The sequence below is a fragment of the Streptomyces collinus genome, from assembly GCF_031348265.1.
Taxonomy (GTDB): domain Bacteria; phylum Actinomycetota; class Actinomycetes; order Streptomycetales; family Streptomycetaceae; genus Streptomyces; species Streptomyces collinus.
The window spans coordinates 3,051,934-3,078,713 of sequence record NZ_CP133771.1 but is presented as its reverse complement, the minus strand read 5'-3'; the positions used below and the strand labels follow the sequence as shown (position 1 = coordinate 3,078,713).

Below are 26,780 nucleotides of genomic sequence, written 5' to 3'. Positions count from 1 at the left end.
TCGTTTACGCGCAGGTCATTCCCGGTGCCAACGATCCAGTACGAGCGGGGTGTTCATGACGTGAACGCCCCGCGACCACTGCCGACGCGTTCGCACTCGGGGAGAGAAGCGCATGTCGCGCACACGCTCAGTCGCCGGCTCCGGCCGGGGCATCCACCGTCGTTCCGTCCTCGCCGCCACCGGAGCGGTCGCCCTCTCCGGAGGCGTCGGCTACGCCCTTCGGCCCAGCGACAGCCAGGCCGCCACCATCAAGGAGAGCACCGACACCGCCGTGGCGGCCTCCTCGCGCCGGGCACCGGCCGCTCCGCTGGCCCCGTACACCAAGGGCACCACCCTGGCGTCCGTCGCCGCCCCGCGCGGCGGCTCCGGCTACCGGCGTCTGAACGACGGACCCGGCTGGCAGCGGGTCGTCCGCTCCGACCTGGCCGCGCCCAAGCCCGGCCGGGCCGGCCGCCGTACCCCGCTCGCCGCGTTCGTGCAGCTCACCGACCTGCACATCATCGACGCCCAGCACCCGTTGCGTCTGGAGTACCTGCGCTCGGCCGACATCCACGCCTGGCGGCCGCACGAGGCGCTGACCGTGCAGGGCGCGATCGCGCTGGTGGAGCGGATCAACGCGCTGCGCGGCGCCCCCGTCACCGGCGCTCCCCTGCACTTCGCCATGACCACCGGCGACAACACGGACAACAACGCCAAGTCCGAGCTGGACTGGTTCCTGAAGATCATGAGCGGCGGGCGCATCACGCCCAACACCGGTGACCCGCGCCGGTACGAGGGGGTCCAGAACAGCGGCCTCAAGCAGTACTGGCAGCCCGACGCCGCGGTCCGCGACAGCGACAAGCAGGCGGGCTTCCCCCACCTCGACGGCTTCCTGAAGGCCGCGATCCGCGAGGTGCGCAGCCCCGGCCTCAACCTGCCCTGGTACTCGACGGTCGGCAACCACGACACCCTGCCGATGGGCTGCTACGCCTCACACGGCGACTCCTACCTCACCGAACTCGCCGTCGGCGGCAAGAAACTGATGGACGTCTCCGCGGCCGAGGCGCAGCGGCTCCAGGCGCAGATCAAGAAGGCCCGCGACCCCCAAGGTGTCCGCTACCACGACTTCCTCAAGTCCCACGCCCGCTCCACGCGTTCGGTCACCCCCGACGAGCGTCGCGCGCCCTTCACCCCGGCCGAGTACCTCCAGGCGCACCTGGACCCGGCCCACCGCGGCGTCGGCCCGGCCGGCCACGGCTACTCCTCCGCCAATCTGGACGCGGGCACCCAGTACTACGCCTTCCGCATCTCCGACGACGTCATCGGCATCAGCCTGGACACCACCGACTCCGGTGGCCACTACGAGGGGTCCATCGGCACGGCCCAGCTGAAGTGGCTCGACAAGACGCTGCGGGACAACAAGGACTCCTACGCGGTGATCTTCAGCCACCACACCAGCAAGACGATGACGAACCTCCGCAGCGACCCGGCCCGCCCCGCCGAGCGCCGCCACGACGGCCAGGAGGTCCTCGCCCTGCTCGGCAACCACCCCAGGGTGCTCGCCTGGGTGAACGGCCACATCCACAAGAACGTCATCACCCCGCACGCCCTGGCGAGCGGCGGTTCCTTCTGGGAGATCTCCACCGCCTCCCACGTCGACTTCCCGCAGCTGGCCCGGGTCATCGAGCTGACCGACAACAAGGACGGCACGATCTCCCTGTTCACCACGCTGGTGGAGTCATCGGCCCCGCACCGCACGGACTTCTCCGACCTCTCCCAGACCGGCCTCGCGGCCCTCTACCGCGAGCTGTCCCTCAACGCGCCCGGCGCCAGCACCTCGCTCGGCGGCGACCCGGAGGACCGCAACACCGAGCTGGTGCTCAAGAAGGCCTGATCCCGCTCAACCGCCAGGCGTTCGGTCAACCCCCGCCACAGCCGCCGGAGTCCCCCCTCCCGACACGACTCGATATGACGTGACGGGGGGAACATGAACAGACGAGCGCGTACGGCGGCCCTGACGGCGGCGACGGCGATGGTGCTGTCGGCGGCCCTGGCGGTTCCGGCGGTGGCGGCGAGCCCGGTGGCCGCACCCGGTGGCCATGACGCGACCGAGCGGGCCGTCCGGGCCGCGGTCGCCGACGGCGTCCCGGGAGTGACGCTGACGGTCCGGCGGGGCCACGGCACCTGGGCGGCCGCGGTCGGCGTCGGCAACGTGGAGACGGGCACGGCGCGTTCGGCCCGGGACCACTACCGCATCGCCAGCATCAGCAAGACGTTCGTCGCCACGGTCGTCCTCCAGCTGGAGGCGGAGAAGCAGCTGTCGCTCGACGACACCGTGGAGAAGTGGCTGCCGGGCGTGGTCCGGGGCAACGGCCACGACGGCCGCCGCATCACGATCCGGCAGCTCCTGAACCACACCAGCGGCATCTTCGACTACCTGGAGGACCCCGGCTTCCAGCAGAAGTACATGACCGCGGCCGGCTTCATGAAGCACCGCTTCGACGAGGCGGCCCCGGAGGACCTGCTCGCCGTCGCCATGGCCAACGAGCCCTACTTCAGGCCGGGTACGTCGTTCGCGTACTCCAACACCAATTACCTCCTGGCCGCGCAGGTGATCGAGAAGGCCACCGGCAACGACTACGGCGACGAGATCGACCGCCGGATCATCGCCCCCCTGCACCTGACGTCGACGTCGGTCCCCACCACCCGGGTCACCCTGCCCCGGCCCAGCAGCCGCGCCTACTCCAAACTGGCCAGGGAGACGACGGGCCCGACGTACGACGTCACGGAACTCAACCCGCGCCTGGCCTACGGCTCCGGCCAGATGGTCTCCAGCTCGGCCGACCTGACCCGCTTCTACTCGGCCCTGCTCGGCGGCCGGCTGCTCCCGCGCGAGCAGCTGAAGGAGATGAAGACCACGGTCGATTCCAGCCGGGAAACGAGCCGCTACGGCCTGGGGCTGGTCGATCGCAAGCTCGGCTGCGGCGTCCACGTCTGGGGCCACGACGGCGGGATCTACGGCTCGAACTCGGACGCGGTGACCACCGAGGACGGCCGCCACTCCCTCGCCGTCAACTTCAACGGTGACTGGTCGGGGAGCACGGACGCGATCATCGAGGCGGAGTTCTGCGACAAGTAGCGCTCCCGGCAGGAGAAGGGGCCGCCGGTGTGTCCCGGCGGCCCCTCCTCTCCCCTCCTGGTCCTGCCCCCGCGTCCGTCATCAACGGGGCAGCACCCCGACGTACGCGGCCGGTTCGCGGTCGGCCGAGGCCATCAGGGCCGTGCGGAGTACCGTCGCCTGCTGCTCCGGACAGTCGCGGAGCTTGCGCGGCGTGATGTACACGACCGTGATGCCGAGCCGCTCCAGGTGCTCGCGTTTGCGGGCGTACTCGGACCACAGGGCGTCGTCGTCCTGCCGGGGCGCCCGGGTGTCGAGTTCCACCGCCACCGCCTGGTCGGGCCAGTACGCGTCGAGGCCGCCGAGGTAGGGGCCGCCGGGCAGGCGCAGGTCGACGTTCCAGACCGGGTCGGGCAGGCCGTACTCGCGGACCATCCGGTACAGGCGGTCCTCCGCACGGGCCCGGCCCTCGGTGAGCAGGGAATCCACCGCGTCCACGACGTGCGGGCGGCTCAGCAGCCGGGCCTGGTTCAGTTCCCGGACCACCGCCGCCGGGTCGCAGTGGCCGCCGCGGACCGCCTCCGTGAGCAGCAGGCGGACGGTGCCGGCGTCCGCGAGTTCCGCCACCGCGTCGGCCAGCGCCCGGGCGACCGGTGCCACCGGCACCCCCGTGTCGTGCTCGGGGTCGGGCATGACGGGCGTGCGGACGATACGCGCGCAGCCCGTGGAGCGCAGCCTCCGCGGCCGTGGGACCAGGACGTCGATGGTGTCCAGGGACGGCAGCGGGGGAGTGGAGGAGAAGCCGTGCAGGGTCAGCGCGGCCAGGCCCGTGATCATCGCCTCGGGGTAGGCGGGGGCGTGCGGCCGGCTCCCGCCCGGCTGGGCGGGGACCCCGGTGCCGCGCTCCCGCGCCGCGTACATCAGCACCGCGTGCAGCCGCTCCTCGCTGGTCGGCGGGCCCGGGTGGAGCAGGACGACACCCGGGAGGAGCTGCTGCCAGGGGCCGCCCGCGCGGCACTGCTCGTTCGTCTCGGCGGTGGAGACGCCGTGCGAACGGAGCCGGGCCGTGGTCGTCACACGGGGGCGGCCACCGCCGGTCAGGTCGTGCAGCGGGCGGGGGGAGAGCGGGGTGTTGTGGGTCATGCCCCGCAATTTCCCGCGCTCCGGCCCTCTTTGAACCGCTGTTACAGGTCCGTCGAAACATGCGGACAATCCGGCACTAAAGGACGGATGTTCGGATGCCGAAAGCCCCTGGTCCGTTCGGGTGCGGGCCAGGGGTTACGGCTCACGGGGCGATCGTCTCGTAACGAAGGCGGAACGCCCGAGATCTCAGGCCAAAGCTAATGGTCAGAGGCCTCGTCGCACGCTTGTCCGCGCAACGCCCGTGCCAGATCGTCACGGGACTCCAGTACCAGCCGGCGCAGCGCCGGTGCCGCCTCCTTGTGGGCGTCCAGCCAGGCGTCCGTGGCGTCCAGCGTCTCCTTCGACTGCTGGAGCGACGGGAACAGGCCCTGCACCACGTGCATGCCGATCTGGATCGACCGCTCGGCCCACACCCGCTCGATCGCCGCGAAGTACTTCTCGGCGTACGGCGCGATCAGCTCCCGCTGCGAGCCCTGGGAGAAGCCCGCGATGGTCGCCTCGACCATGGCGTTGGACAGCGCGTCCGACTCCACGACCTGCGCCCATGCCTGCGCCTTGACCGCCTCGGAGGGACGGGCGGCCAGACAGCGCACCTGGTGGCGCTTGCCGGAGGCCGTGTCGTCCCGGGCCAGCTCCTCGGCCAGCGCCTTCTCGTCCACGGCCCCGTGCGCGGCCAGCGGCTCCAGGAACACCCAGCGCAGCTCCTGGTCCAGTTCGAGGCCGTCGACCGTCGCCGTGCCGGCGAGCAGGTCCCGCAGCAGCTCGAAGTCGGCCCCGGTGGTCGCCGTCCGGGCGAAGAAGCGTGCCCAGGCGAGCTGGTGTTCGCTGCCCGGCCCGGCCGCGTACAGCTCGCGCCGGGCACCCTCCGCGAGCAGCCGGGCGGCCGTCTCGCGCCGGGCGGGCGCCGTGTAGTGGGTGACCGCCGACTCGGCCCAGGCATGCAGCATCTGCACCACGCCGATCTCGGACTCGCGTCCGCCGAAGCGCAGCACCAGGTCCACGAAGTCCCGCGCCGGGAGCAGCGCGTCACGCGTCATGTTCCACAGCGCCGACCAGCACAGGGCACGCGCCAGCGGATCGGTGACCGAGCCCAGGTGCTCGCGCAGGGTGGCCAGCGACGTCGCGTCGAAGCGGGTCTTGCAGTACGTCAGGTCGTCGTCGTTGACCAGGACCAGGTCCGGTGCCTCGGCGCCGGCCAGTTCCGCCACGACCGTCCGGGCGCCGTCGACGTCGGTCTCCACGCGCGCGTACCGCTCCAGCGAACCGCTGTCCGACACCCTGTACAGGCCCACCGCGACCCGGTGCGGGCGCAGCTCGGGGTACGCCTCCGCCGCCTCCTGCACCACCGCCAGCTCCTCGATACGGCCGTCCGCGCCCAGCAGCACCTGCGGCGTCAGCGAGTTCACCCCGGCAGTCTGGAGCCAGGACCGCGACCAGGCACTCATGTCCCGGCCGCTGGTCTCCTCCAGCACCGACAGCAGATCGCCGAGGCGCGTGTTGCCGTACGCGTGCCGCTTGAAGTAGCGCCGGGCGCCCTCCAGGAACGCCTCCTCGCCGACGTACGCCACGAGCTGCTTCAGCACCGACGCGCCCTTGGCGTACGTGATGCCGTCGAAGTTCAGCTTGGCGTCCTGCAGGTCGCGGATGTCCGCCGTGATCGGGTGCGTGGAGGGCAGCTGGTCCGCGCGGTAGGCCCAGGCCTTGCGGCGGTTGGCGAAGGTGATCCAGCCGTTCTCGAAGCGGGTCGCGCGGACCAGGGAGAACGCGCCCATGAAGTCCGCGAAGGACTCCTTCAGCCACAGGTCGTCCCACCACTCCATGGTGACCAGGTCGCCGAACCACATGTGCGCCATCTCGTGCAGGACGACGTTGGCCCGGCCCTCGTAGGACGCCTGCGTCACCTTCCCGCGGAAGATGAACTCCTCCCGGAACGTCACCAGGCCCGGGTTCTCCATCGCGCCCAGGTTGTACTCGGGCACGAACGCCTGGTCGTACTTCCCGAACGGGTACGGGTGGTCGAAGTGGTCGTGGAAGAAGTCCAGACCCTGCTTGGTGACCAGGAAGACGTCGTCGGCGTCGAAGTGGGGCGCGAGGCCCTTGCGGCACAGGGCGCCGAGCGGGATCTCCAGCGTCGTGCCGTCGTCGAAGGTGCGCGAGTAGGAGTCCGTCACGTAGTGGTACGGGCCCGCCACCACACAGGTGATGTACGTCGAGATCGGCTTGGTCTCGGCGAACCGCCACACCCCGTCGGCCTGCTCACCGGCCCCGTTGCTCCACACCGTCCAGCCCTCGGGCGCCCGCACCTCGAAGCGGTAGGGGGCCTTCAGGTCGGGCTGCTCGAAGTTGGCGAAGACCCGGCGCGAGTCGGCCGGCTCGTACTGCGTGTACAGGTACACCTCGCCGTCCTCGGGGTCGACGAAGCGGTGCAGGCCCTCGCCGGTGCGCGAGTAGGCGCACTGGGCGTCGACCACCAGCTCGTTGTCCGCGGCCAGGTCCTCCAGCGTGATCCGACAGCCGTCGAAGACCTCGCCGGGGTCCAGATCACGGCCGTTGAGTGAGACGGCCGTCACGCTCGGCGCGATCAGGTCCGCGAAGCTGCTCGCCCCGGGCTCGTTGCAGCGGAAGCGGACCGTCGTGACGGAGCGGAAGGTGCGGGGCCCGTCCCCCCGGTCCTCACCGACCGCGGACCGCAGGTCGAGGGACACCTCGTACCCGTCGACGCTCAGCAGGGCGGCCCGCTCCCGGGCCTCGTCGCGGGACAGATTCTCACCGGGCACGGGCGGCACTCCTCGGATGTCGTGGGGTACGGCTGAACAGGACCGATCCTGCCACGTGCCCCTGACGCGGGGCAGCCGGGAATGACGGGAGCGCGCACCGGCGTTGCCGGAGAAAAGGTTTCCTCTTGAGGAGAGACATGTCGGACAAGACACCCGTCGACTTCTGGTTCGACCCGCTGTGCCCCTGGGCCTGGATGACCTCCCGCTGGGTTCTGGAGGTGGAGAAGGTCAGGGACATCGAGGTCCGCTGGCATGTCATGAGCCTCGCCGTCCTGAACGAGAACAAGCTGGACGAGCTGCCCGAGGAGTACCGCGAACTGCTGGAGACCAAGGCGTGGGGCCCCGTCCGGGTCGTCATAGCCGCGCAGCAGGAGCACGGCCCCGAGGTCCTCGGCGCCTTCTACACCGCGCTCGGCACCCGCATCCACAACCGGGCGGAGGGCCCCGGCAAGGAGACGGTCGCCGCCGCCCTGAAGGACGTCGGCCTGCCCGAGTCCCTCCTGGAGCACTGGGACGCCACCCCGTACGAGGCCGAGCTGCGCGCCTCCCACAAGGAGGGCATCGACAAGGTCGGCCAGGACGTGGGCACCCCGGTCATCGCCGTGCCCGGCTCCGACGGCGAGCAGATCGCCTTCTTCGGCCCGGTCGTCACCCCGGCCCCGCAGGGCGAGGAGGCCGGCCGCCTCTGGGACGGCACCCTCGCCGTGGCCTCGGTCCCCGGCTTCTACGAGATCAAGCGCACCCGCACCAAGGGCCCGGACTTCTCCAACCTGTAGGGCTCACTGCGTGGCGTCGGCTCCCGGGTTCTGCAACTCCTCCGGGAGCCGGCCCCCGCCTGCCTGATGGTCCCAGGGCTGATACCACCGGCAGCCCGCGGCGGTGCAGCGCCACAGGTCCGTGCGGTTCGTCCCGAGGGCCTTGCGCTCCCCGGGCTTGAGCGGCGTGAACACCTGAGTGCCGCTGCCCTTGCAGGTCGGGCAGTGCTTGTCCTTGAAGAACATCAGCTCCTCCTCGCGATCACCGCCAAGTCCGGGAAGTCGGTTACGACCGCATCGACCCCCATGCGGTAGTACAGCGTGTATTCCGCGAACGCGTCCCCGAAATCGTTCGGTCCGCTTCCGCGCCGGAACCGCTCCGGCAGGAACTGGTTCTCCGCGCGGAAGGTGTACGGCCCGATCCGCAGCCCCGCCGCATGCGCGTCCGCGACGAGCGCCGTGCCCGCGACCGAGGACTTGTCCGGCCCGATCCAGTCCGCGTACTCGGCGATCCCCGCCAGTCCCGCCGGCGTCATCATGTCCCGGTAGGTCACCGAGGGCAGGTCGTAGGGCCCGCCCGTCGTCCCCAGCGCCTGCCACAACGGCACGTTCAGATCCGTCATGCGCCGCAGGCTCGTCGGTTCGAAGGACTGCACGACGCACTCGCGCCGCCCGAGCCGGTTGCGGCGGATCACGGCCGCCAGCTTCGGCTCCAGCGGCAGTCCGATCGAGCGGAAGTACGTGGGGTGCTTGGTCTCCGGGAAGACCGCGATCGTCCGGCCGTGCTCCCGTGACAGCCGCCGCGCCAGGTCCACGACCTCCTGGAACGTCATGACCTCCGCACGCCCGTCGAAGACGGTGTTGCGGTTGCGGACCGCGGGCAGCCGCTCCACCGCCCGCAGCGTCTTCAGCTCGGCCAGCGTGAAGTCCTCCGTGAACCAGCCGGTGACCGCCCGCCCGTCGACCGTCTTCGTCGTCCGGCGGTCCGCGAACTCCGGCCGGCGGGCCACGTCGGTCGTCTGGGAGATCTCGTTCTCGTGCCGGACCACCAGCACATGGTCCTTCGTCGGCACCAGGTCCGGTTCGATCCAGTCGGCGCCCGTCTGCACGGCGTACGTGTACGAGGGTGCCGTGTGCTCCGGGCGCCAGCCGGCCGCGCCGCGGTGGCCGATGACGACCGGGCCACCGCCCTTGCGTGCTCCGGCCGCCGCCGGGCCCGCCGTGGCGGCTGCGCCGGTTCCCGCGGCCGCGGCGAGCAGGAGGGATCTCCGTCCGAGTCGCATACGACTCCCCTTCGTCGAAGGCAGGTTCACTTCCGTGCCCGGGCCCGTGCCCCGGCCAGCCGGTCCAGGTGCTCCTCGTAACCCCTGGTGTAGAACGCGGCCCGCTCCGGGTCCGGCTCGACGACCGCCGTCGGTTGCGTCCACACCTCCGCGTCCAGCGGCACCCCGTACCGCTCGGCCGCCGCCAGGACCGCGCCCCGCGCGCCCACCTCGCCCTCCACGACCCGCAACGGCCGCCCGAGCACATCGGCCAGCAGCCGCATCCAGGCGGAACTGCGGGTGCCGCCGCCGCAGACGGCCAGGCTCCCGGTGAGGCCCGCCGCCGCCAGGCAGTGCCGGGCCGCGTACCCGATGCCCTCGCAGGTGGCGCGGACCAGGTCACCCCGGCTCGACTCCAGGGACACGCCCGTGAGTTCGGCGCGCAGGCGCGGTTCGACGAAGGGGGCGCGTTCACCGGAGGGCGCGAAGTACGGCAGCACCCGGACACCGTTCGCGCCCGGAGGCGTCCCGGCCAGCAGGCCGTCCACCTCGTCGTGCCGCACCCCCGTCGTCGACAGCACCCAGTCCAGCGCCGCCGTGCCGACCATGGCGGGCATGGCGCGCAGCCAGTGCCCGGGCCGGTCCGTGGAGATGTACAGACCGGCCGGTTCACCGGTCAGGTCGAGCTCGGTGGTGGCGACCAGGCTGGCCAGACAGGTGCCGACGATCAGCAGACCGTCCCCGGGGGACGTCACCCCGGCGCCCAGCGCACAGGCCGGCAGGTCGTAGGGCCCGTTCGCGATCCGGGTCCCGGACGGCAGGCCCTCGCCCCGCGTCCCGGCCGTCGCGACCGGGTCGCTGACCGGGGCGAGCAGCCCGCGGCGGTGCGCCAGCCCCAGCAGTTCGACGACCCGGTTGTCGTAGGTCCGGGTCCGCGGGTCCAGGAACGGCATCGACGCGTCCGACACATCCGTCGTCGAACCGGCGCCGGTCAGCCGCTGGAACACCATGTCCTTGCAGTACAGGGCGGCCTTCGCGGCATCCAGCGCCTTCGGTTCGTGACGGTCCAGCCACGCCAGCAGCGGGCCCGGGGAGCCCGGGAACATCGCGCCGCCCGTCCGCCGGAACACCGTCTCGAAGGTGCCGTCCGCCAGCCACCGGTCGACCAGTTCGTGCGCCCGCCCGTCCATCCAGGAGGCGGCCGGCCGCACCGGCCGTCCCTCGCCGTCGACCAGCCACACCCCGTCGCCCTGCCCCGTGAGCCCGGCCAGCTCGACGGGCTCCGCCACGGCGGAGGTCAGCGCTTCGAGCACCGCGACGACCTCCCCGTACACCTCCTCCATGTCCTGCTCGACCAGCCCGCCGTGCAGCTTCAGGCCCACCGGGCGGGACTCCACCGCCAGTTGGCGGCCCATGGCGTCGAAGGCCGCCGCCTTGACCATGGACGTGCCCACGTCGATCCCCACGTACATGCGGCTCTCCTCCCGGTCCTCAGGTCAGGCAGTGCGCGAGCGGCTCCCCGCGCACCCAGCGGCCCACTTCCTCGGCGGCGATCCGGGCGGCCTTCTCGGCGACCGCGCGCGACGCCCCGCCCAGGTGGGGGGTGAGGACCACGCGGTCGGCCAGCCCCGGCAGCCGGGACTGGGCCGGCAGCGGCTCCCGCTCATAGGTGTCCAGAGCCGCCGCCGACAGCCGCCCGCTCTCCAGCGCGTCACACAGCGCGCCCTCGTCCAGCAGCGGGCCCCGGGCCACGTTGACCACCACCGCGCCGGACGGCAGCAGCCCCAGCTCCCGGGCGCCGATCAGCCCCCGCGTCTCGGGCGTGAGCCGGGCGTGCAGGGTGATCACCTGCGAGCGGCGCAGCAGGTCGTCGAGCGAGGTCACGCGCAGGCCGTGGATCTCGCCGTGCACATACGGGTCGTGGACCATCACCCGCGCCCCGAAGGCGCACAGCACGCGCGCGACCCGGCTGCCGACGGCCCCGTACCCGACCAGACCGACGGGCAGGTCCTCCAGCTCCAGTCCGCTCCGCTCGTACGTGTAGTACGTCGCCCCCTCCCAGCTGCCCTGCCGGGCGAGCGGGTCGTGGGCCTGGGGGATGCGGCGCAGGGCGGCCAGCATCATGCCGACGGTGAACTCGGCGGTGGCGGCGGCGTTGCGGCCCGGCGCGAAGCACACCCGTACGTCATGGTCCTTGGCCGCGTCCAGGTTGACGTTGACCGGCCCGCCCCGGCAGACCACGACCAGCCTCAGATCCGGGCAGGCGGCGAGGACCTTCCCGGTGACCGGCCCCATCTGCGTGACCAGCACCTGCGCCCCGGCCAGCGCCTCGATCAGCTCGTCCTCGGCGTCACTGGCCTCCTGCACCTCGGCGACCGGCCCGAACGGCTCCAGCGGCCAGCCGAGCCGCACTTCGTGGACGTCGGCCCGCTCCACCTCGTGCTCCACCGCCCGCGTGATCAGCGACGGCAGGACGAAGTGGTCGCCGGCGGCCACGACACGCACGCTGTTTCCGTCAGTCATCGCAGGGCCTCTCCTGTCTCGGCGTCGAAGACATGGGTGTGCTCGGGGTCGGCGGCGACCCGGACCCGGTCGTCGTGGGCGAGCCGCACCTCGGGGTCGGTGAGGACGACCAGATGCCGTTCGACCCCGTCCAGGGCGAGGGTCGCCAGGCCCGACTCCAGGAGCGGTTCATGGGCGACGACCCGGGCGGGCAGGCCGCCTTCGGCGGTGAGCCGGACGTCCTCGGGGCGGATGCCGACCACCACCTCCCGCCCCCGGTCCACCGGCACGGGCAGGGCGATCCGCACCGTGTCGGAGAGGCGGGCGTGGCCGTCGCCGCCGGAGATGCCGGGCAGCAGGGTGATCGCGGGCTCGCCGACGAAGTCCGCGACGAACACGTTGGCCGGGCTGTCGTAGATCTCGTAGGGCGTGCCGAGCTGCTGGATGACGCCGTCCTTCATCACGGCGATCCGGTCGGCGAGGGAGAGGGCCTCCTCCTGGTCGTGGGTGACCAGGATGGTGGTGTGGCCCAGGTCCTTCTGGATGCGCTTGAGTTCGCGGCGGGTGGAGTCACGCTGGGCCGCGTCCAGGTGGGAGAGCGGCTCGTCGAGGAGCAGCACGTCGGGCTCGCGGATCAGGGCCCGGGCCAGGGAGACGCGCTGCTTCTGGCCGCTGGACAGCCCCGCCGGGCGGGCATCGAGGAGGTCGGTCAGACCGACCCGCTCGGCGATGTCCTTGACCTTGCGGTCGACGTCCCCCCGGGAACCGCGGGCGGCCCCGCGCCGGGCCTTCAGCCCGAACGCCAGGTTCTCCGCGACCGACAGCGGCGGATACAGCGCGTAGTTCTCGAACGCCACCCCGATGTTTCGCTGCTGGGCGGGCCGTTCGACGACGGACGCCCCGCCGACCAGGATGTCCCCGCCGGTGACGGACTCCAGCCCGGCGATCATCCGTAACGTGGTCGACTTGCCGCACCCTGAGGGGCCGAGCAGCCCGAGCAACTCCCCGGACCGCAGGGTCAGGTCGATCCCGCGGACGGCGTCCACGGAGGGCCGCCCACGCGACCGGTAGGTCTTCCGCAGCTCACGTAGCTCCAGTCCCGTTCCCGTCATGGCCGTCCCCTTCTCATGGCCCGCTCGCCTCCAGGGCGCTTTCAGCCGGCGCCGAGGCCGCGACCGTGCTCGACCCTTCGGGCCTCCGCGCGCTCGCACCCTCGACACCGGCGCGCCCTTACGGCTCACGAGCGGGAGTCGCGCAAACCTCGTAACGGACCTTGTGCTCGTCCAGATCCCGCAGTGCCTCCGGCGACGCCCCGTCGTCGACGAGGAGCGTGTCGAAGCGGGACAGGGGGACGACCCGGTGCAGGGCGACCCGGCCGAGCTTGGTGTGGTCGATCAGCAGGACGTTCCGTGCCGCCGCGTCGAGCATCGCCCGCTTCACCGACACGATGTGCTGCTCCTGGTGGTAGGCGTAACCCCCGTGCACGGCCGACGTCGACGCGAAGCACACGTCCACCCTGAGCTGCTGGACCGCCTCCACGCACGACACCCCGAGGAACGAGGAGTGCAGCGGGTCGTAGTCGCCGCCGAGCGCCATCAGGTGGATGCCCCGCTGGCCGGAGAGGAGGTTGATGGCCTCCAGGAAGTTGGTGACGACCGTCAGCGGTGTGATCTCGGCCGTGCGCAGCCGTCTGGCTATCTCCAGGGTGGACGTGGAGTCGTCCAGCAGGATCGCCATCCCGGGCTCCACCATCCGCAGCGCGTGCTCGGCGACGGCGGCCTTCTCTGCGCGCATGCTCTTCAGCCGGTACTGCACGTTCGACTCGAAGACCCCAGACGGCTGCGCGGTCACCCCGCCCCGGAACTTCCGTACGATGCCCTGCCGTTCGAGCTCGTCGAGGTCCCGGTGGATGGTCATCAGGCTCACCCCGAACCGCTCGGCGAGTTCCGCCGCCGTCGCCGAGCCGTCGGCCAGCACCTGCTCGGCCATGGCGGCCTGCCGCGCCGCGGGCCCCTGCTGTCCACCACTGCTGTTGCTCATGGCTGCGTCTCTATCCGTCGTCCCGGTCGCTCCGGCCGGTCGGCCTCGAACAGCAGCAGGTTCTCAGGCCGGACCACGAGCCGTACCGGATCGTCCGGACGAAGGCGCGCCGCGTCCGCCCGCGGGGCCACCAGCGACACCCGCTGCTCCCCGGTCCCGAGCCGGACGGTGACCTCCACGGACCGGCCGAGCACCTCGGTGACGTACACGGTCCCGGCCAGCCCGTGGCCCTCGCCGCCGTGCAGGGCGATGTCCCGGGGACGCAGGCCCACCAGCACCTCCGTGCCCGGTGCGGCCTGCGCCCGGACCGGCAGCTCCACACCGCCGTCCGAGCGCACGCCGCTCTCCGTCACCACGCCCGGCAGCAGATTGATCCGGGGCCGGCCGAAGGCCCGCGCGACCTCCGTGTCGTACGGCTCGTACCAGATCTCCTCCCGCGTGCCCGTCTGCACGATCCGGCCCTCCCGGATGACCCCGATCCGGTCCCCGAGCGCCAGTGCCTCGACCGAGTCGTGAGTGACGTAGAGGGTGGTGGTGCGCTGCACGGCCCCGATCGCCTTCAGTTCCGCCCGCATCTGCTGGCGGAGCTTGGCGTCGAGGTGGGAGAGCGGCTCGTCCAGCAGGAAGGCCCTGGCCGGGCGGACCAGGACCCGGCCGAGGGCGACGCGTTGCCGCTGACCGTTGGACAGCTGCCCGACGGGCCGGTCCAGCAGCCCGGAGATGCCGAGCAGTTCGGCGATCGCGCCGATCCGCTGCCGGGCCTCGGCGGCGGGCAGCCGGTGCCGGGGCGAGCGCAGCGGCGAGGCGAGATTGTCGTAGGCCGAGCGGTGCGGATAGAGGGCGTAGCTCTCGAAGCACATCGCCACGCCCCGGTCGTACGGCTCGACCCCCCGCATGTCCTCGCCGTCGAGCACGACCGTGCCGGAGTCGGGCTGTTCGAGCCCGGCGACGGTCTTCAGGGTGGTGGTCTTGCCCGCGCCGGACGGTCCGAGCAGACAGAAGAACTCGCCTTCCCGCACCTCCAGTTCGAGTTCGTCGAGGGCGAGGGTCTTCCCGTACGACTTCCGTATCCCGCTCAGCCGGATCATGACTTCACCGCCCCGAACGACAGGCCCCGCACCAGGTACCGCTGGATCGTCAGCGCCAGCAGCAGCGGCGGTACGACCGACACCAGCGCGGCGGCGGCCGTGAGGTTGTACTTGGGCCGGTCCCCGCCGAGGAACGACAGCGCGCCCACGGTCACCGTCTGGGCCTCGTTGGAGGTGAGGATCAGCGGGAAGACGAAGTTGTTCCAGGCGAAGATGAACGCCAGCAGCGACACGGCCGCGATGCCCGGCTTGACCAGCGGGAGCGCCACCTTGAAGAACGCCTGCTTGCGGGTGTAGCCGTCGAGCAGGGCGGCCTGCTCCAGCTCGGGTGTGAGGTCGGCGAAGTAGGACCGCATGATCCACACGATCAGCGGCAGCGTGACGAGTTGCAGCACCCACACCATGCCGACGTACGTGTCGAAGAGACCGAGCTTCTGGTAGAGCACGAACAGCGGGATGATCACGGTGAGTTCGGGTGCGAAGCGGAACGACAGCAGCGTGAACATCAGGTTCTCGGAGCCCTTGAACCGCCACCGGGCCGAGGCGTAGGCGGCCGGCAGCCCCACCACCAGCGACAGCACGACCGCCCCCACCGACACCACCAGGCTGTTGACGAAGAACCGCACGAACGGGATGCCCTCGCTGTCGCCGAGGACCGTCCGGTAGCCGTCGAGGGTGGGGGAGAAGGAGAAGTAGGTGGAGAAGAGCTGGTCGGCCGGCTTCAGCGACAGGATCACCATCCAGGCGATCGGGAACAGCGCGAAGACGAAGTAGAGGATCAGGGCGGTGTCGCACAGCCACCCCACCAGGCGTTTCCTCATGTGGTCACCTCCGCGGCCTTCCGCTGGATCTTCCCCAGGTGCTTCACCAGCACCATCGCGGCCAGATAGACCACGGCCCACAGCACGATCGTGTAGCTGATCCCGAAGGAGTACCGCTGGAAGCGGATGGCTTCGAGATACGCCCGGATCTGGAGCACCACCGTCGAGTCGCCCGGCCCGCCCTCCGTCAGGGCGTAGATGATGTCGAACACCTTCAGCGAGTCCATGAACCGGAAGATCACCGCGACCAGGACGTAGGGCCACAACATCGGCAGGGTCAGGCGCCGGAAGGTGTACCACCACCCCGCGCCGTCCACGGCCGCCGCCTCGAACGGGGAGGCGGGCAGCGACCGCAGACCGGCGAGGGCGAGGATCGCCACGAACGGGGTGTAGACCCAGACGTCCACGGCGATCGACGACAGCAGCGCGCCCGTCGGGGTGTCGGTCCACTGCACCCCGCCCAGGCCGAAGGGCCTCAGCAAGTAGTTGACCACCCCGACCGACGGCTGGAGCATCAGCTTCCAGATGATCGCCGCGATCACCGGCGCGATCATCAGCGGCAGGATCAGGATCTTCTCCAGCACCCGGCCGACCATCGTCGAGCGGTGCAGCAGCAGGGCGACGGCCACCCCGAGCACCGTCTCGGCGAGCGCCGCCCCGACCGCGTACAGCACCGTCACCCACGCCGAGTTCCAGAACGCCTCCTGGGTGAAGACGGCTCCGTAGTTCTCGAACCGCACCATGTCCGGCTGCGGTTTGCTCGCCGAGAAGTCGAACAGCGTGTAGTACAGCCCGAGGCCGAAGGGGTAGAGGATCCCGCAGGTCAGCAGCAGTGCCGGGACGATCAGGAGGTACGGGCGCAGGGTGAGCCGCCACCCCATCGCTCTAGCCCACCTTGCCGGCGAGGTCGTCCGCCAGCCCGTCCAGGACCGACTTCGCTCCCTTGCCGCCGTAGATCTCCTGGAGGGCCGAGGCCCAGCTGGTCGTCGCGTCGAAGAACTGGGCCTGCGGGGTGAACTGGATCTTCGTCTGGTCGACGACCGTCTCGAAGGTCTCCAGGAAGCCCGGCAGATGCCGCATCTTGTCCTTGTACGCGGCGTCGTCGGCGACGGACTTGCGCACCGGGTCGATGTGGTTGTGCGTGATCGCGCTCTTGCGCAGGTGCTCCTTGCCGGTGGCCCACTGCAGGAACAGCCAGCTGGCGCTCTTCTTCTTGCTCTTGGCGTTCATGCCGAGCGACCAGATCCACATGTTGGTGGCCAGCGACCCTCCCGGCCCCTTCGGTCCCGGGTGGAAGGCGATCTTCCCGGAGGCGGGGCTCGCGCCCTTCACCGCCTGGAAGTAGGCGGCCGTGTCGGCGTCGAACAGCATCCCGGCCTTCTTCGCGCCCAGGTCGCTGGAGCACTGGTACCAGGTGTACGACGTCCAGGACGGCGGCCCGCCCCGCTTGACCATCCGCGCCCAGTCCTCCGTGAAGGCGACGGCCTCGGGGCTGTTCATGGCCGGGGTGAGCTTCCCGCCGTCGACCGTGAAGTCCTTCAGCCCGTTGCGGGCGTACATCGTCATGAAGCCCGGGTGGATGGTGGCCCAGCTCCTGGACCCGCGTACGGCGATCCCGTACATGCCGTCGAAGCCCGCGCCCGGCGCCTTGCGCTTGATGGTGCCGGCGAGTTCGGTCAGCTCGTCGAACGTGTCCGCCGGTTTCACGCCGAGCTTGCGGAACACCTCGGTGTTGTAGGCGACGACGTTGGTCTCCCAGCCCCACGGCAGCGCGTACTGTCCGCCCTGGCCGAGCGGGGCGCCCGCCTTCAGGGACCACTGGTCGGCCTGGAGCAGGTTCGGGAAGAAGTCCGCCTGGTCCCATTCGGCGCCCGTGGCCGAGGAGTTGCGCATCCAGGGGCCGAGGTCTTCCAGCCAGTTCGGCGGCCCGTACTGCCACACCATGTACGCGCCGAGCATGAAGACGTCGTAGGAGGCACGCCCGCTGGACAGGTCCACGGTGAGCTTGTCGAAGTAGTTGTCCTCGGGGAAGACGTCGTACTCGACCTTGATGCCGGTCTTCTCGGTGAACGACTTCAGGTCGGCGATGAGCGCGTCCGTGTAGGGATGCTTGTTGAGCAGGGCCTTGACGGTGGTGCCCTTCTCCCGCTTCCAGTCGAAGGAACCGGTGACGTCGTCCGCGGCGGAGCCGTCGCTCTTGTCGTCGTTCCCGCCGAAACCGGCGCCGCAGGCCGTGAGCATCGGGGCCGCCGCCGCCCCGGCGGCGAGGGCGAGGAAGCGCCGGCGGTCGTGCACGTGCGTGTCCATCCGTACCTCCGCGTGGAGCCTGGTTAACACGTCGAGTCGACTCGTTAACAGAGGGTGGAACGGCTGAAGTTGGGCGTCAATCCCTCGCGCACGGGAAAATATCGGGGCACAGTGAGAAGTTCACAGATCCGGCTGCGACGGCACGGGAGGTTCCGGATGGTGGACGAGGGTGCGGGCGAGGGCGCGGCCTGGCTGGGTATCGACCTCGGCACGCAGAGCGTCCGCGTGCTGCTCGTCACCGCCGACGGCACGGTCCTCGGCAGCGGCTCGGCCCCGCTGACGGGCCGGCGGGACGGGGTGCGGCACGAGCAGGACCCGCTGCGCTGGTGGGCGGCGCTGTGCGAGGCGTCGCGGGCGGCCCTCGGCTCCGCACCGCCCGGTCTGCCGGTCGGCGGACTCGCGGTGTGCGGCACGTCCGGCACGGTCCTGCTGACGGACGGCTCGGGCCGCCCGGTGAGCCCCGCCCTGATGTACGACGACGGGCGGGCGAAGGCGCAGGCCGCGCGGGCGCGGGAGGCGGGGCTCGCGGTCCAGGACACCTGGGCGCTGCCGAAGGCGCTGTGGCTGCTGGGGGAGTACGGCGGCACCCCACTGCGCCTGACGCACCAGCCCGACCTGATCGTCGGCCGGCTCACGGGCGAGCCACCCCCGGCCGATTCCAGCCATGCCCTGAAAACCGGCTACGACCTGGCGGGCGACGCCTGGCCGGAGGCCGCCCTCGCCCGACTGGGCCTGCCGGACGGCCTGTTGCCCGATGTCGTCGGCCCGGGGACGCGCCTCGGCGAGGTCTGCCCGGCCGCCGCCGACGCCACCGGCATCCCCGCCGGCACGCCCGTGCTCGCCGGGATGACCGACGGCTGCGCGGCCCAGATCGCGTCGGGCGCACTGCGGCCCGGCTCCTGGAACTCCGTGCTCGGCACCACGCTCGTGCTGAAGGGCGCCGCCCGCGACCCGGTCCGCGACCCCACCGGCGTGGTCTACAACCACCGTGCCCCGGACGGCACCTGGCTGCCCGGCGGGGCGTCGAGCGTCGGGGCCGGGGCGCTCACGGCGCACTTCCCGGGGGCCGACCCGGCCGGCATGGACGCGCGGGCGGCTGCTCACGAACCGTCCCGTGCGGTCGCCTACCCGCTGGTGTCACCGGGGGAGCGGTTCCCGTTCCGGGCGCCGGAGGCGACCCCGTTCGTCCTGGGCGACCCCGTGGAGGACGCCGACCTGTGGGCGGCCCTCCTCCAGGGGGTCGGCCTCACCGAACGCCTGTGCCTGGACTACCTGCACCATCTCGGCGCCCCCCTCGACGGCCCGCTCACCTTCACGGGCGGGGGCGCCCGCAGCCCGTACTGGAACCAGCTGCGCGCCGACATCCTGGGACGCCCGGCCCGCGTCCCCGAGCAGACCGAACCGGCCCTGGGGATGGCGGCGCTGGCCGCCCACGGGGCGTCGGGGGCCGGTGCCCTCGCGGACGTCGCCGAACGCATGGTGCGCGTCCGGACCGTCGTCGAACCCCGCCCCGGCCGCACCGCGGTCTTCGCCGAGCCCTACGCGCGTCTGGTCGACGCCCTGCGGGACCGCGGCTGGCTGCCCGGTCCGGTCGCCGCGCACGCACACAGCCGTCTGGGCGGGGATACTTCCGCATCATGAGTACGACCCTCCTGCTGGTCCGCCACGGACAGACCGTCTGGCACGCCGAGAACCGCTACGCCGGCATCAGCGACATCGACCTCACCGACACCGGCCGCGCCCAGGCCGAGGCCCTCGGCCGGTGGGCCGCCGCCCATCCCGTCGACGCGATCTGGACGTCCCCGCTGTCCCGCGCCGTCGCCACCGCCGAGCCCGCCTGCCGCGCCCTCGGCCTCACCCCCCAGAGCGAACCCCACCTGCGCGAATGCGACTTCGGCGTGCTGGAGGGCCGCACGCTCGCCGAGTTCGAGACCGAGGACCCGGAGTGGGCCGCGGCCTACCGGGCCGACCCGGTGGAGCACTCCTTCCCCGGCGCCGAGGACCCCCGGGCGGCGGCGGCCCGCGGCGTGCGCGCCCTGCGGGACATCGCCGCCGCGCACCCCGGCGAACGCGTCCTGGTCGTCGCCCACAACACCCTGCTGCGCCTGGTGCTGTGCACCCTGCTGTCGATCCCGGTCGGCGAGTACCGCAGGGTGCTCCCGCGGTTGCGCAACGGGGCCGTCAGCGAACTGCGCGTGAACCCCGACGGTTCCGCCGCACTCCTCTCACTCAATGTGCCGTGCGAGGCCGATGTGCCGTAGCACTATGAGCACATGAAGCAGATCGACACGTCGGTGCCGCATTCGGCCCGGATCTGGAACTACTGGCTGGGCGGCAAGGACAACTACCCGGTGGACGAGGCGGCCGGTGACGCGTACACCGCCGTCTTCCCCGGCATCGTCACCATCGCCCGCAGCAGCCGTGCCTTCCTCGGCCGCAGCATCCGGTACCTCGTCCAGGAGGCCGGCGTACGGCAGTTCCTCGACGTGGGCACCGGCCTGCCGACCGTCGACAACACCCACGAGGTCGCCCAGCGCCTCGCCCCCGAGGCGCGGATCGTCTACGTCGACAACGACCCGCTGGTCCTCGCCCACGCCCGCGCCCTGCTCACCTCCACCCCCGAGGGCGCGACGGCGTACGAGCCCATCAACCTCCACGAGCCCGAGCAGATCATCGAGGCCGCGGGGAAGACCCTCGACCTCACCCGGCCCACGGCCCTGATCCTGAGCGGCATCCTGGGTCACGTGGCCGACTACGAGGAGGCCCGCGACCTGGTCCGCCGCCTCATGGCCGGTCTGCCCTCCGGCAGCCACCTCTCCCTCAACGAGGGCTCACGCGGCACGGACCCGGCCTACGAGCAGGCCCAGGACGCCTACAACGAGACCGGCGCGGTCCCGTACTTCCTGCGGCCGGTCGAGCAGATCGAGGCGTTCTTCGAGGGCCTGGAGCTGGTGGAACCCGGCGTGGTCTCGGTGCCGCTCTGGCACCCCGAACCGGGCGCGCCGGCCGAGCCGATCGGCCAGCACGGCGGCCTGGGCCGCAAGCCGTAGCGCCCACACCACGGAAAGCCCCCGCGAGTCACGTCCTCGCGGGGGCTTCCTTCTTTCCGCCTGCCGTTCGTGAAGGGTGAGAAGACGATCACGAGGCAGGACGCTTCACGGCCTCAGGGGGCCAGGAGCAGCACATCCGCCCGGGACATGGCGGCCTCGTAACGGCGGGCCACGTCCTGCCAGTTGACGACCTGCCACATCGCCTCGATGAAGTCGACCTTCTGGTTGCGGTACTGGAGGTAGAAGGCGTGCTCCCAGGCGTCGAAGACGAGGATCGGGGTGGCGCCCTGGCCGACGTTGCCCTGGTGGTCGTAGACCTGCTCCACGATCAGCCGCCCGCTCAGCGGCTCGTAGGCGAGCACGCCCCAGCCCGAACCCTGCGTGGTCGCGGAGGCCTTGGTCAGCTGGGCCTTGAAGCCGGCGAACGACCCGAACGACTCGGTGATCGCGTCCGCGAGTTCACCCACCCCGTCCTGCGCCAGCGGCTCGCCGCCGCCGTCCTTCGGACCGGTCATGTTCTGCCAGTAGATGCTGTGCAGGATGTGCCCGGAGAGATGGAAGGCCAGGTTCTTCTCCAGCCCGTTGACCGCCCCCCACGTCTCCTTGTCCCGCGCCTCGGCCAGCTGCTCCAGCGTGTCGTTGGCGCCCTTCACATAGGCGGCGTGGTGCTTGTCGTGATGCAGCTCGATGATCTCGGGGCTGATCACGGGGGCGAGCGCGGAGTAGTCGTACGGCAGCTCGGGCAACGTGTAGACGGGCATGGGCGGGATCCCCTCCGGACCTTATTGCAACTTGCTTGCAAGTACACGCTAACAGCAAGAAGGACGCCGGGCCGGGCGGACGCGCGGAACGGCGGTGCGCGGCGGTGGAGTGCGACCTACTATCGGTTCTCGTAGGAAGGGGGCGGCCATGGGGCCCGAGATCGCCGAACTCGCCAGAACCGCGGGAACGACGATGGTGACGCTGATGGCCGGCCAGGCCTGGGAGTCGGCCCGCGAGGGACTCGTCTCCCTCTGGCAGCGCTTCCAGCCCGACCGCGCGGAGGCCGTCGGCGGCGAACTGGAGGCCACCCGCGAGGACCTCCTGCTCGCCCAGCGGACCGGTGACGCCGACACCGAGTCCGAACTCGCCGCCGAGTGGCAGGCGAGGGTCCGCCGTCTCCTGGTCGCCCGGCCCGAAGTGGCCGACGAACTCCGCCGCATCCTTGCGGAGTTGGACCCCCGGTCCGCGGAGGCACAGTCCGTGGTGGAGGTCCGGCTGCGCGCCGAGGTCTCCGGCAGCGGCCGGGTCTACCAGGCCGGCCGCGACCAGCACATCACCGAACGATGAGCGAGCTCGGCGCCCGGGCCTCGGGACAGGGGCGCATCTTCCAGACCTCCGGCGACCAGCACATCGAGGAACACCACCATCACTACGGGGCCGGCGCGGGCGGCCCGCTGTTCGGGCGGGAGGCCGCGCTGTCCGCGGGTGCCGGGCCGGCCGCTCCCGACTCCGTACGGATGCCGCTGGTCGGCCGGGCGCCGGGAGTGCTGCGCAACCGTGAGGAGCTGCGCGAGACGCTCGGCGCGGCCGTCGCCGGACCCGGTGGTGAGGTGCACGTCGTGCACGGCATGGGCGGCTGCGGCAAGACCGCGCTGGCGTACTGGCTGTTCAACGAGGCGGTGCGCGAACACGGGCGCGTCGGCTTCTGGGTCAACGCGTCCGAGCTGATGTCGCTGCGCGCCGGGATGCTGGCGGTTGCCGGGGACCGAGGTGCGGGGGCGGGCGAGCTCGCCGCCGCGGCAGCGGGCCGGCGCGCTGCCGCCGACCTCGTCTGGCACCACCTCGACCACTCCACCGACCCCTGGCTGCTCGTCCTCGACAACGCCGACGACCCGACGGTCCTGGAGAGCGGCGCCTGGCTGCGGTCCAGCGGCCGCGGCACGGTGCTGGTCACCACCCGCCACGCCACGTCGCCGCTGTGGCGGGGACCGGGCGTGCACCGGCACCCGCTGGGCGTCCTGCCGTTGGAGGAGGCGGCCCAGGTGCTGTGCGATCTCGCGCCGGACGCGGGCGACCTGGCATCGGCGCGGAAGGTCGCCGAGCGGCTGGGCCGGCTGCCGCTCGCCCTCACGCTCGCCGGCTCTCATCTCTCCCACCAGCTCCTGGAGTCGTGGTCCATGGACGAGTACGACCGCAAGCTCGGCGAGGAGTCGACGGTGATCGTCGACCGGGGAGCGGCCGGACACGGTGGCAGCCAGTCCCGCCAACTGGTGGGCCGCACCTGGCAGCTGTCGCTGGACGCACTGGCGGGGCAGGGGCTTCCCGAGGCGACGGCACTCCTGCGGCTGCTGTCGTTCCTGGCCGCGGACCCCGTGCCCTTGAGCGTGCTGGTGCCGGTGGCCCGGGGAGAGGTGACCGTCGACGGGCTCGAACCCGCCCTTCGCCCGGAACAGTTGGAGCCGTCGCTCAGGGGCCTGATCGACCACTCGCTGGCCGAACTGGTCACCGTGGACGGGGTGCGCTGCGTGCGGGCCCACGGCGTGCTGCTCGACAGCGTCGCCGGGGGAGTGCCCGAGGACCGGCGCGCGAGCGTCGCGGACGCCGCGGCCGCACTCCTGGAGACCGCCCTGCCCGACGAGGGCTCCGACACCCCCGCGACGCGCAGCCGGCTCGCCCTGCTGACACCGCACGTGACGAGACTGCTCACGGTGGCCGCCGACGAGCGGACCGCGCTCCTCGGAGTCCGGACCCTGCGGCAGGTCTACGAATCGGGGGACTACGCGGCGGCACTGGCGCTCGCGCCCACGGTCGTCGAAGCGGTCCGGGGCGTCCTGGGCGCCGACCACCGGCTGGTCCTGGAGGCCGAGCACCTTCAGGGCACGGCGTTGTTCCGGATGGGGCGGTTCGCCGACTCGGAGCAGCTGCACCGCCGGGTGCTGCAACGCCGGGAGACCCTGCTCGGCGCCGATGACGTGGACACGCTCCACAGCTGCGCCGCGCTGTCCCAGTCGCTCGATCTGCTCGACCGGGACGAGGAGGCCGAGACCTGGGCCGGACGGGCGCTGGACGGCTACCGGCGGACACTGGGGGAGGACAGTACGGAGGCGCTGTTCATCTGGTGCGGACTGATCGAGATCCTGCCCCAGCTCGGCAAGGAGCGGGAGTTCGCGCAGGAGGGCCCGGCACTCGTCGCGGCCTGCGAGCGTGCCCTGGGCCCGGACCATCCCACGACGGTGCTGGCCCGGCACGACTACGCCGGCGGCCTGTTCGGGTTCGGCCGCCACACAGAGGCCGAACCCATGGCCCGCCAGGTGCTGGCCGACCGGATCCGGCTCCAGGGCCCGGACCACCCCCTCACCCTGTCGGCCACCTCCCTCACCGCCCGGATCACCCATGCCCTGGGCAGGACCGACGAGGCCATCCGCATGATGAAGGAGCTGTCCGAACACCGGGCACGGGTGCTCGGCCACGAGCACCCCTTCGCCGCGCACGACCGGGCCTGGGTCGCCACCTGGCAGGCCGGGGCCCGGGGCTGATCAGACCCGGTGCCCGGCCCGCACCCGCTGCCACCCGTACCCGACCCCCGCCAGGACCAGGATCATCCCGCCCGTCGAGTACAGCTGCACCCGTGTGTCCGGCTCCCGGGCCATCAGGACGAAGACCGCGGCCATGCCGGCCAGGGCGACCCAGGTCAGCCAGGGGAACGCCCACATGCGCACGGCCAGCTTCTCGGGGGACTCGCGCTCCAGGCGGCGGCGCAGGCGCAGCTGGGAGACGGCGATGAAGATCCAGACGGCCAGGATCACCGCGCCGATCATGTTCAGCAGCCAGGCGAAGACGTCGTCGGGCCGCCAGTAGCTCAGCAGCACGCACAGGAACCCGAACACCGAGGACGCCAGCACGGCGATCCGCGGCACCCCGCCCGAGACCCGGCCAAGCCCCTTCGGGCCCTGGCCGCGCTCCACCAGCGAGTACGCGATGCGGGATGCGCCGTAGATGTTGGCGTTCATCGCCGACAGCAGGGCGACCAGCACGACCACGTTCATCAGCTGGCCGGCGCCCGGGATGCCGAGTTCGTCGAGGGCGGCGACGTACGGGCCCTTCTCGACGACCTCCTTGGAGTCCCACGGCACCAGCGTGACGATGACGGCCATCGAGCCGATGTAGAACAGCGCGATGCGCCACATCGCCGTACGGACCGCGCTCGCGACGCCCTTGACCGGGTTCTCCGACTCGGCCGCCGCGATGGTGACCGTCTCCAGGCCGCCGTAGGCGAAGACCGACGCGAGCAGGCCGATGACCAGGCCCTCACCGCCGTTCGGCAGGAAGTCCGTGAGGTGGCTGGCGCCGGGGGAGTCCGTGCCGGGCAGGATCCCGAGGATCGCCAGGACACCGAGCACCAGGAACAGGGTGATCGCTCCGACCTTCAGCGCCGCGAACCAGAACTCGAACTCGCCGAAGTTCTTCACGGCCGCGAGGTTCGTGCCGCAGAAGACGACCATGAACAGCGCGACCCACGTCCACTCCGGTGTGCCCGGCAGCCAGCCGCTGACGATCTTCGCGGCGCCGATGCCCTCCAGGCCGACGGCCGTGCAGAGCAGCACCCAGAAGGACCAGCCGGCGGTGAACCCGGCCCACGGGCCGATCGCCCGCTCGGCGTGCGCCGAGAACGACCCCGACGACGGATACGCGGCCGACATCTCGCCGAGCATCCGCATCACCAGCATCACGAGGACACCGGAGAGGGCGTAGGCGACCACGATCGACGGACCGGCCGCGGCGATACCGGCACCGGAGCCGACGAACAGCCCGGCTCCGATCACCCCGCCGAGGGCGATCATCGACAGGTGGCGCTGCTTCAGACCGTGGGAGAGGGAAGCGTCCGTGCTGGGCGGGGTCCCCGTGGTGGTGCTGCTGGGCATCGGCGCGGCTCGTCCTATGCGTGAGAGGCGTACGAGGGCAAAAACGCCGCCAGTCTCGGATGCCTCTCCGCTCACACGAAGAGGCATCCCACTATCCGGACAGTCGCGTCGCTCTGTGTGGCTAGGCGGCGACCGGTGTGTAGTGCGAGGCGTCGCCCTCGATGACGTAGCTCTCCTTGCCCTCCACCCCTACGGGGACGTCCCCGGCGACCGTCACCCGGTGCAGGCGGCGGGGCCGGCCGTCGTAGTTGTCGACGGCGTAGTGCTGGGTGATCCGGTTGTCGAACAGGACGAGCTGGTTCGGCGACCAGCGGTGGCGCAGGACGTTCTCCGGCCGGGTGACGTAGGCCTGGAGCAGGTCGAGGATCTTGCGGGACTCCCCGGGGGACAGGCCCACGATCCGCTGGGCGAACCCGCCGATGAACAGGCCTCGCTCCCCGGTGAGGGGGTGGACGCGGACCACCGGGTGGACCGTGCGGTACTTGATCGAGGTGAACTGGGCGCGCCGGGCGGACTGCTCCTCGTCGACGTCCTCCTCGGGGACGGCGTAGTCGTAGTCGTTGGTGTGCTCGGCCCACAGCGTGTCCGCGAGGCCGCGCAGCGAGTCGGGCAGGTTCCGGTAGGCGGCGGCCGAGCTGGCGATCAGCGTCTCGCCGCCGTAGGGCGGGACGGTGATGCTGCGCAGGCTGGTGGCCTGCGGCGGGTTGAGGACGAAGGTGACGTCGGTGTGCCAGTGGTTGGCGGCCCGGCCGCCCTCACTGTCGACCGGCAGCACGTTCGGGGCGCCGTCCACGGCCGACACCGTCGGGTGGGCGGTGGTGATGTCGCCGAAGTGGCGGACGAAGGCCTGCTGGCCCGCGTCGTCCAGGCCCTCCGCGTCGAAGACCAGGGCCTTGTGGGCGTTGAGCGCCTCGCGCAGGGCGGTGGAGGTCTCCTGGTCGAGGGGACGGGTGAGGTCGATGCCCTCGACGCGGGCGCCGATGTTCGCGGTGACCTTGTGGATCTCGATGGCCATGACGGGTTCCTTCCGGACG

Annotated in this window: 23 protein-coding genes; 8 read left to right on the top strand and 15 right to left on the bottom strand. The window is 71.6% G+C overall.

Annotated features, from left to right (window positions below; genetic code table 11):
- Positions 1–112 precede the first annotated feature (112 nt).
- Positions 113–1,873 carry a TIGR03767 family metallophosphoesterase gene (locus RFN52_RS13870; protein WP_184846420.1) on the top strand — a complete coding sequence of 587 codons (1,761 nt, stop codon included), beginning with the start codon at positions 113–115 and terminating at the stop codon, positions 1,871–1,873.
- 93 nt (positions 1,874–1,966) lie between these two features.
- The gene (locus RFN52_RS13865) at positions 1,967–3,118 is read left to right on the top strand and encodes a serine hydrolase domain-containing protein (protein ID WP_184846418.1); all 1,152 of its coding nucleotides are present in this window, start codon (positions 1,967–1,969) and stop codon (positions 3,116–3,118) included.
- Between the two features lie 81 nt (positions 3,119–3,199).
- Here RFN52_RS13865 and RFN52_RS13860 read toward each other — a convergent pair whose 3' ends face one another.
- Both RFN52_RS13860 and pepN read right to left on the bottom strand, forming a co-directional pair.
- The gene (locus RFN52_RS13860) at positions 3,200–4,240 is read right to left on the bottom strand and encodes a hypothetical protein (RefSeq protein ID WP_184846416.1); all 1,041 of its coding nucleotides are present in this window, start codon (positions 4,238–4,240) and stop codon (positions 3,200–3,202) included.
- Between the two features lie 197 nt (positions 4,241–4,437).
- Positions 4,438–7,017: an aminopeptidase N gene (gene pepN, locus RFN52_RS13855; protein WP_184846414.1), complete on the bottom strand. Its 2,580-nt coding sequence runs from the start codon at positions 7,015–7,017 to the stop codon at positions 4,438–4,440.
- A gap of 137 nt (positions 7,018–7,154) precedes the next feature.
- Here pepN and RFN52_RS13850 point away from each other — a divergent pair, with 137 nt between their 5' ends.
- Positions 7,155–7,793: a mycothiol-dependent nitroreductase Rv2466c family protein gene (locus tag RFN52_RS13850; RefSeq protein WP_184846412.1), complete on the top strand. Its 639-nt coding sequence runs from the start codon at positions 7,155–7,157 to the stop codon at positions 7,791–7,793.
- Between the two features lie 3 nt (positions 7,794–7,796).
- On the opposite strand, the gene RFN52_RS13845 is transcribed toward RFN52_RS13850, so the two are convergent.
- The 10 genes from RFN52_RS13845 to RFN52_RS13800 form a co-directional block, all read right to left on the bottom strand.
- A complete protein-coding gene (locus RFN52_RS13845) occupies positions 7,797–8,018 on the bottom strand; it encodes a hypothetical protein (RefSeq protein ID WP_184846410.1) in 222 nt (73 codons plus the stop codon).
- On the bottom strand, positions 8,018–9,055 hold the full coding sequence (locus RFN52_RS13840) for a glycerophosphodiester phosphodiesterase family protein (RefSeq protein WP_184846408.1): 1,038 nt from the start codon (positions 9,053–9,055) through the stop codon (positions 8,018–8,020). The genes RFN52_RS13845 and RFN52_RS13840 overlap by 1 nt, the downstream gene beginning before the upstream one ends.
- 26 nt (positions 9,056–9,081) lie before the next feature.
- Positions 9,082–10,506 carry an FGGY-family carbohydrate kinase gene (locus RFN52_RS13835; RefSeq protein WP_184846406.1) on the bottom strand — a complete coding sequence of 475 codons (1,425 nt, stop codon included), beginning with the start codon at positions 10,504–10,506 and terminating at the stop codon, positions 9,082–9,084.
- Between the two features lie 19 nt (positions 10,507–10,525).
- Positions 10,526–11,557, bottom strand: coding sequence for a 2-hydroxyacid dehydrogenase (locus RFN52_RS13830; RefSeq protein ID WP_184846405.1), 1,032 nt, complete (start codon positions 11,555–11,557; stop codon positions 10,526–10,528).
- The gene (locus RFN52_RS13825) at positions 11,554–12,648 is read right to left on the bottom strand and encodes an ABC transporter ATP-binding protein (protein WP_184846403.1); all 1,095 of its coding nucleotides are present in this window, start codon (positions 12,646–12,648) and stop codon (positions 11,554–11,556) included. Before RFN52_RS13825 ends, RFN52_RS13830 begins: the two co-directional genes overlap by 4 nt.
- Before the next feature lie 118 nt (positions 12,649–12,766).
- Positions 12,767–13,576 carry a DeoR/GlpR family DNA-binding transcription regulator gene (locus RFN52_RS13820; RefSeq protein ID WP_184846401.1) on the bottom strand — a complete coding sequence of 270 codons (810 nt, stop codon included), beginning with the start codon at positions 13,574–13,576 and terminating at the stop codon, positions 12,767–12,769.
- On the bottom strand, positions 13,573–14,664 hold the full coding sequence (locus RFN52_RS13815; protein WP_184846399.1) for an ABC transporter ATP-binding protein: 1,092 nt from the start codon (positions 14,662–14,664) through the stop codon (positions 13,573–13,575). The genes RFN52_RS13820 and RFN52_RS13815 overlap by 4 nt, the downstream gene beginning before the upstream one ends.
- Positions 14,661–15,485, bottom strand: coding sequence for a carbohydrate ABC transporter permease (locus tag RFN52_RS13810; protein WP_062926869.1), 825 nt, complete (start codon positions 15,483–15,485; stop codon positions 14,661–14,663). Before RFN52_RS13810 ends, RFN52_RS13815 begins: the two co-directional genes overlap by 4 nt.
- Entirely contained in the window at positions 15,482–16,366 is an 885-nt protein-coding gene (locus tag RFN52_RS13805) for a carbohydrate ABC transporter permease (RefSeq protein ID WP_184846397.1), read from the bottom strand. The genes RFN52_RS13810 and RFN52_RS13805 overlap by 4 nt, the downstream gene beginning before the upstream one ends.
- A gap of 4 nt (positions 16,367–16,370) precedes the next feature.
- A complete protein-coding gene (locus RFN52_RS13800) occupies positions 16,371–17,792 on the bottom strand; it encodes an ABC transporter substrate-binding protein (RefSeq protein WP_184846395.1) in 1,422 nt (473 codons plus the stop codon).
- Between the two features lie 156 nt (positions 17,793–17,948).
- On the opposite strand from RFN52_RS13800, the gene RFN52_RS13795 reads away from it, so the two are divergent.
- The 3 genes from RFN52_RS13795 to RFN52_RS13785 are packed head-to-tail and all read left to right on the top strand — an operon-like array spanning position 17,949 to position 20,842.
- On the top strand, positions 17,949–19,433 hold the full coding sequence (locus RFN52_RS13795) for an FGGY-family carbohydrate kinase (RefSeq protein WP_184846394.1): 1,485 nt from the start codon (positions 17,949–17,951) through the stop codon (positions 19,431–19,433).
- A complete protein-coding gene (locus tag RFN52_RS13790) occupies positions 19,430–20,053 on the top strand; it encodes a histidine phosphatase family protein (RefSeq protein ID WP_184846392.1) in 624 nt (207 codons plus the stop codon). Before RFN52_RS13795 ends, RFN52_RS13790 begins: the two co-directional genes overlap by 4 nt.
- A gap of 12 nt (positions 20,054–20,065) precedes the next feature.
- Positions 20,066–20,842, top strand: a complete 777-nt coding sequence (locus RFN52_RS13785; RefSeq protein ID WP_184846390.1) for an SAM-dependent methyltransferase — start codon at positions 20,066–20,068, stop codon at positions 20,840–20,842.
- Between the two features lie 113 nt (positions 20,843–20,955).
- Here the strand turns inward: RFN52_RS13785 and RFN52_RS13780 are convergent, their stop codons facing one another.
- Entirely contained in the window at positions 20,956–21,603 is a 648-nt protein-coding gene (locus tag RFN52_RS13780) for a superoxide dismutase (protein ID WP_184846388.1), read from the bottom strand.
- Positions 21,604–21,751: 148 nt separating this feature from the next.
- Here RFN52_RS13780 and RFN52_RS13775 point away from each other — a divergent pair, with 148 nt between their 5' ends.
- On the top strand, positions 21,752–22,171 hold the full coding sequence (locus RFN52_RS13775; protein ID WP_311240952.1) for a hypothetical protein: 420 nt from the start codon (positions 21,752–21,754) through the stop codon (positions 22,169–22,171).
- Positions 22,168–24,360, top strand: a complete 2,193-nt coding sequence (locus tag RFN52_RS13770) for a tetratricopeptide repeat protein (RefSeq protein WP_311240951.1) — start codon at positions 22,168–22,170, stop codon at positions 24,358–24,360. Before RFN52_RS13775 ends, RFN52_RS13770 begins: the two co-directional genes overlap by 4 nt.
- Here RFN52_RS13770 and RFN52_RS13765 read toward each other — a convergent pair whose 3' ends face one another.
- Together RFN52_RS13765 and RFN52_RS13760 are read right to left on the bottom strand one after the other, a co-directional pair.
- Entirely contained in the window at positions 24,361–25,746 is a 1,386-nt protein-coding gene (locus RFN52_RS13765) for an amino acid permease (RefSeq protein ID WP_184846383.1), read from the bottom strand.
- A 121-nt stretch (positions 25,747–25,867) separates the two neighbouring features.
- Complete coding sequence (locus tag RFN52_RS13760; RefSeq protein WP_184846381.1) at positions 25,868–26,761, bottom strand: TauD/TfdA dioxygenase family protein; 894 nt, start codon at positions 26,759–26,761, stop codon at positions 25,868–25,870.
- Positions 26,762–26,780: the final 19 nt, after the last annotated feature.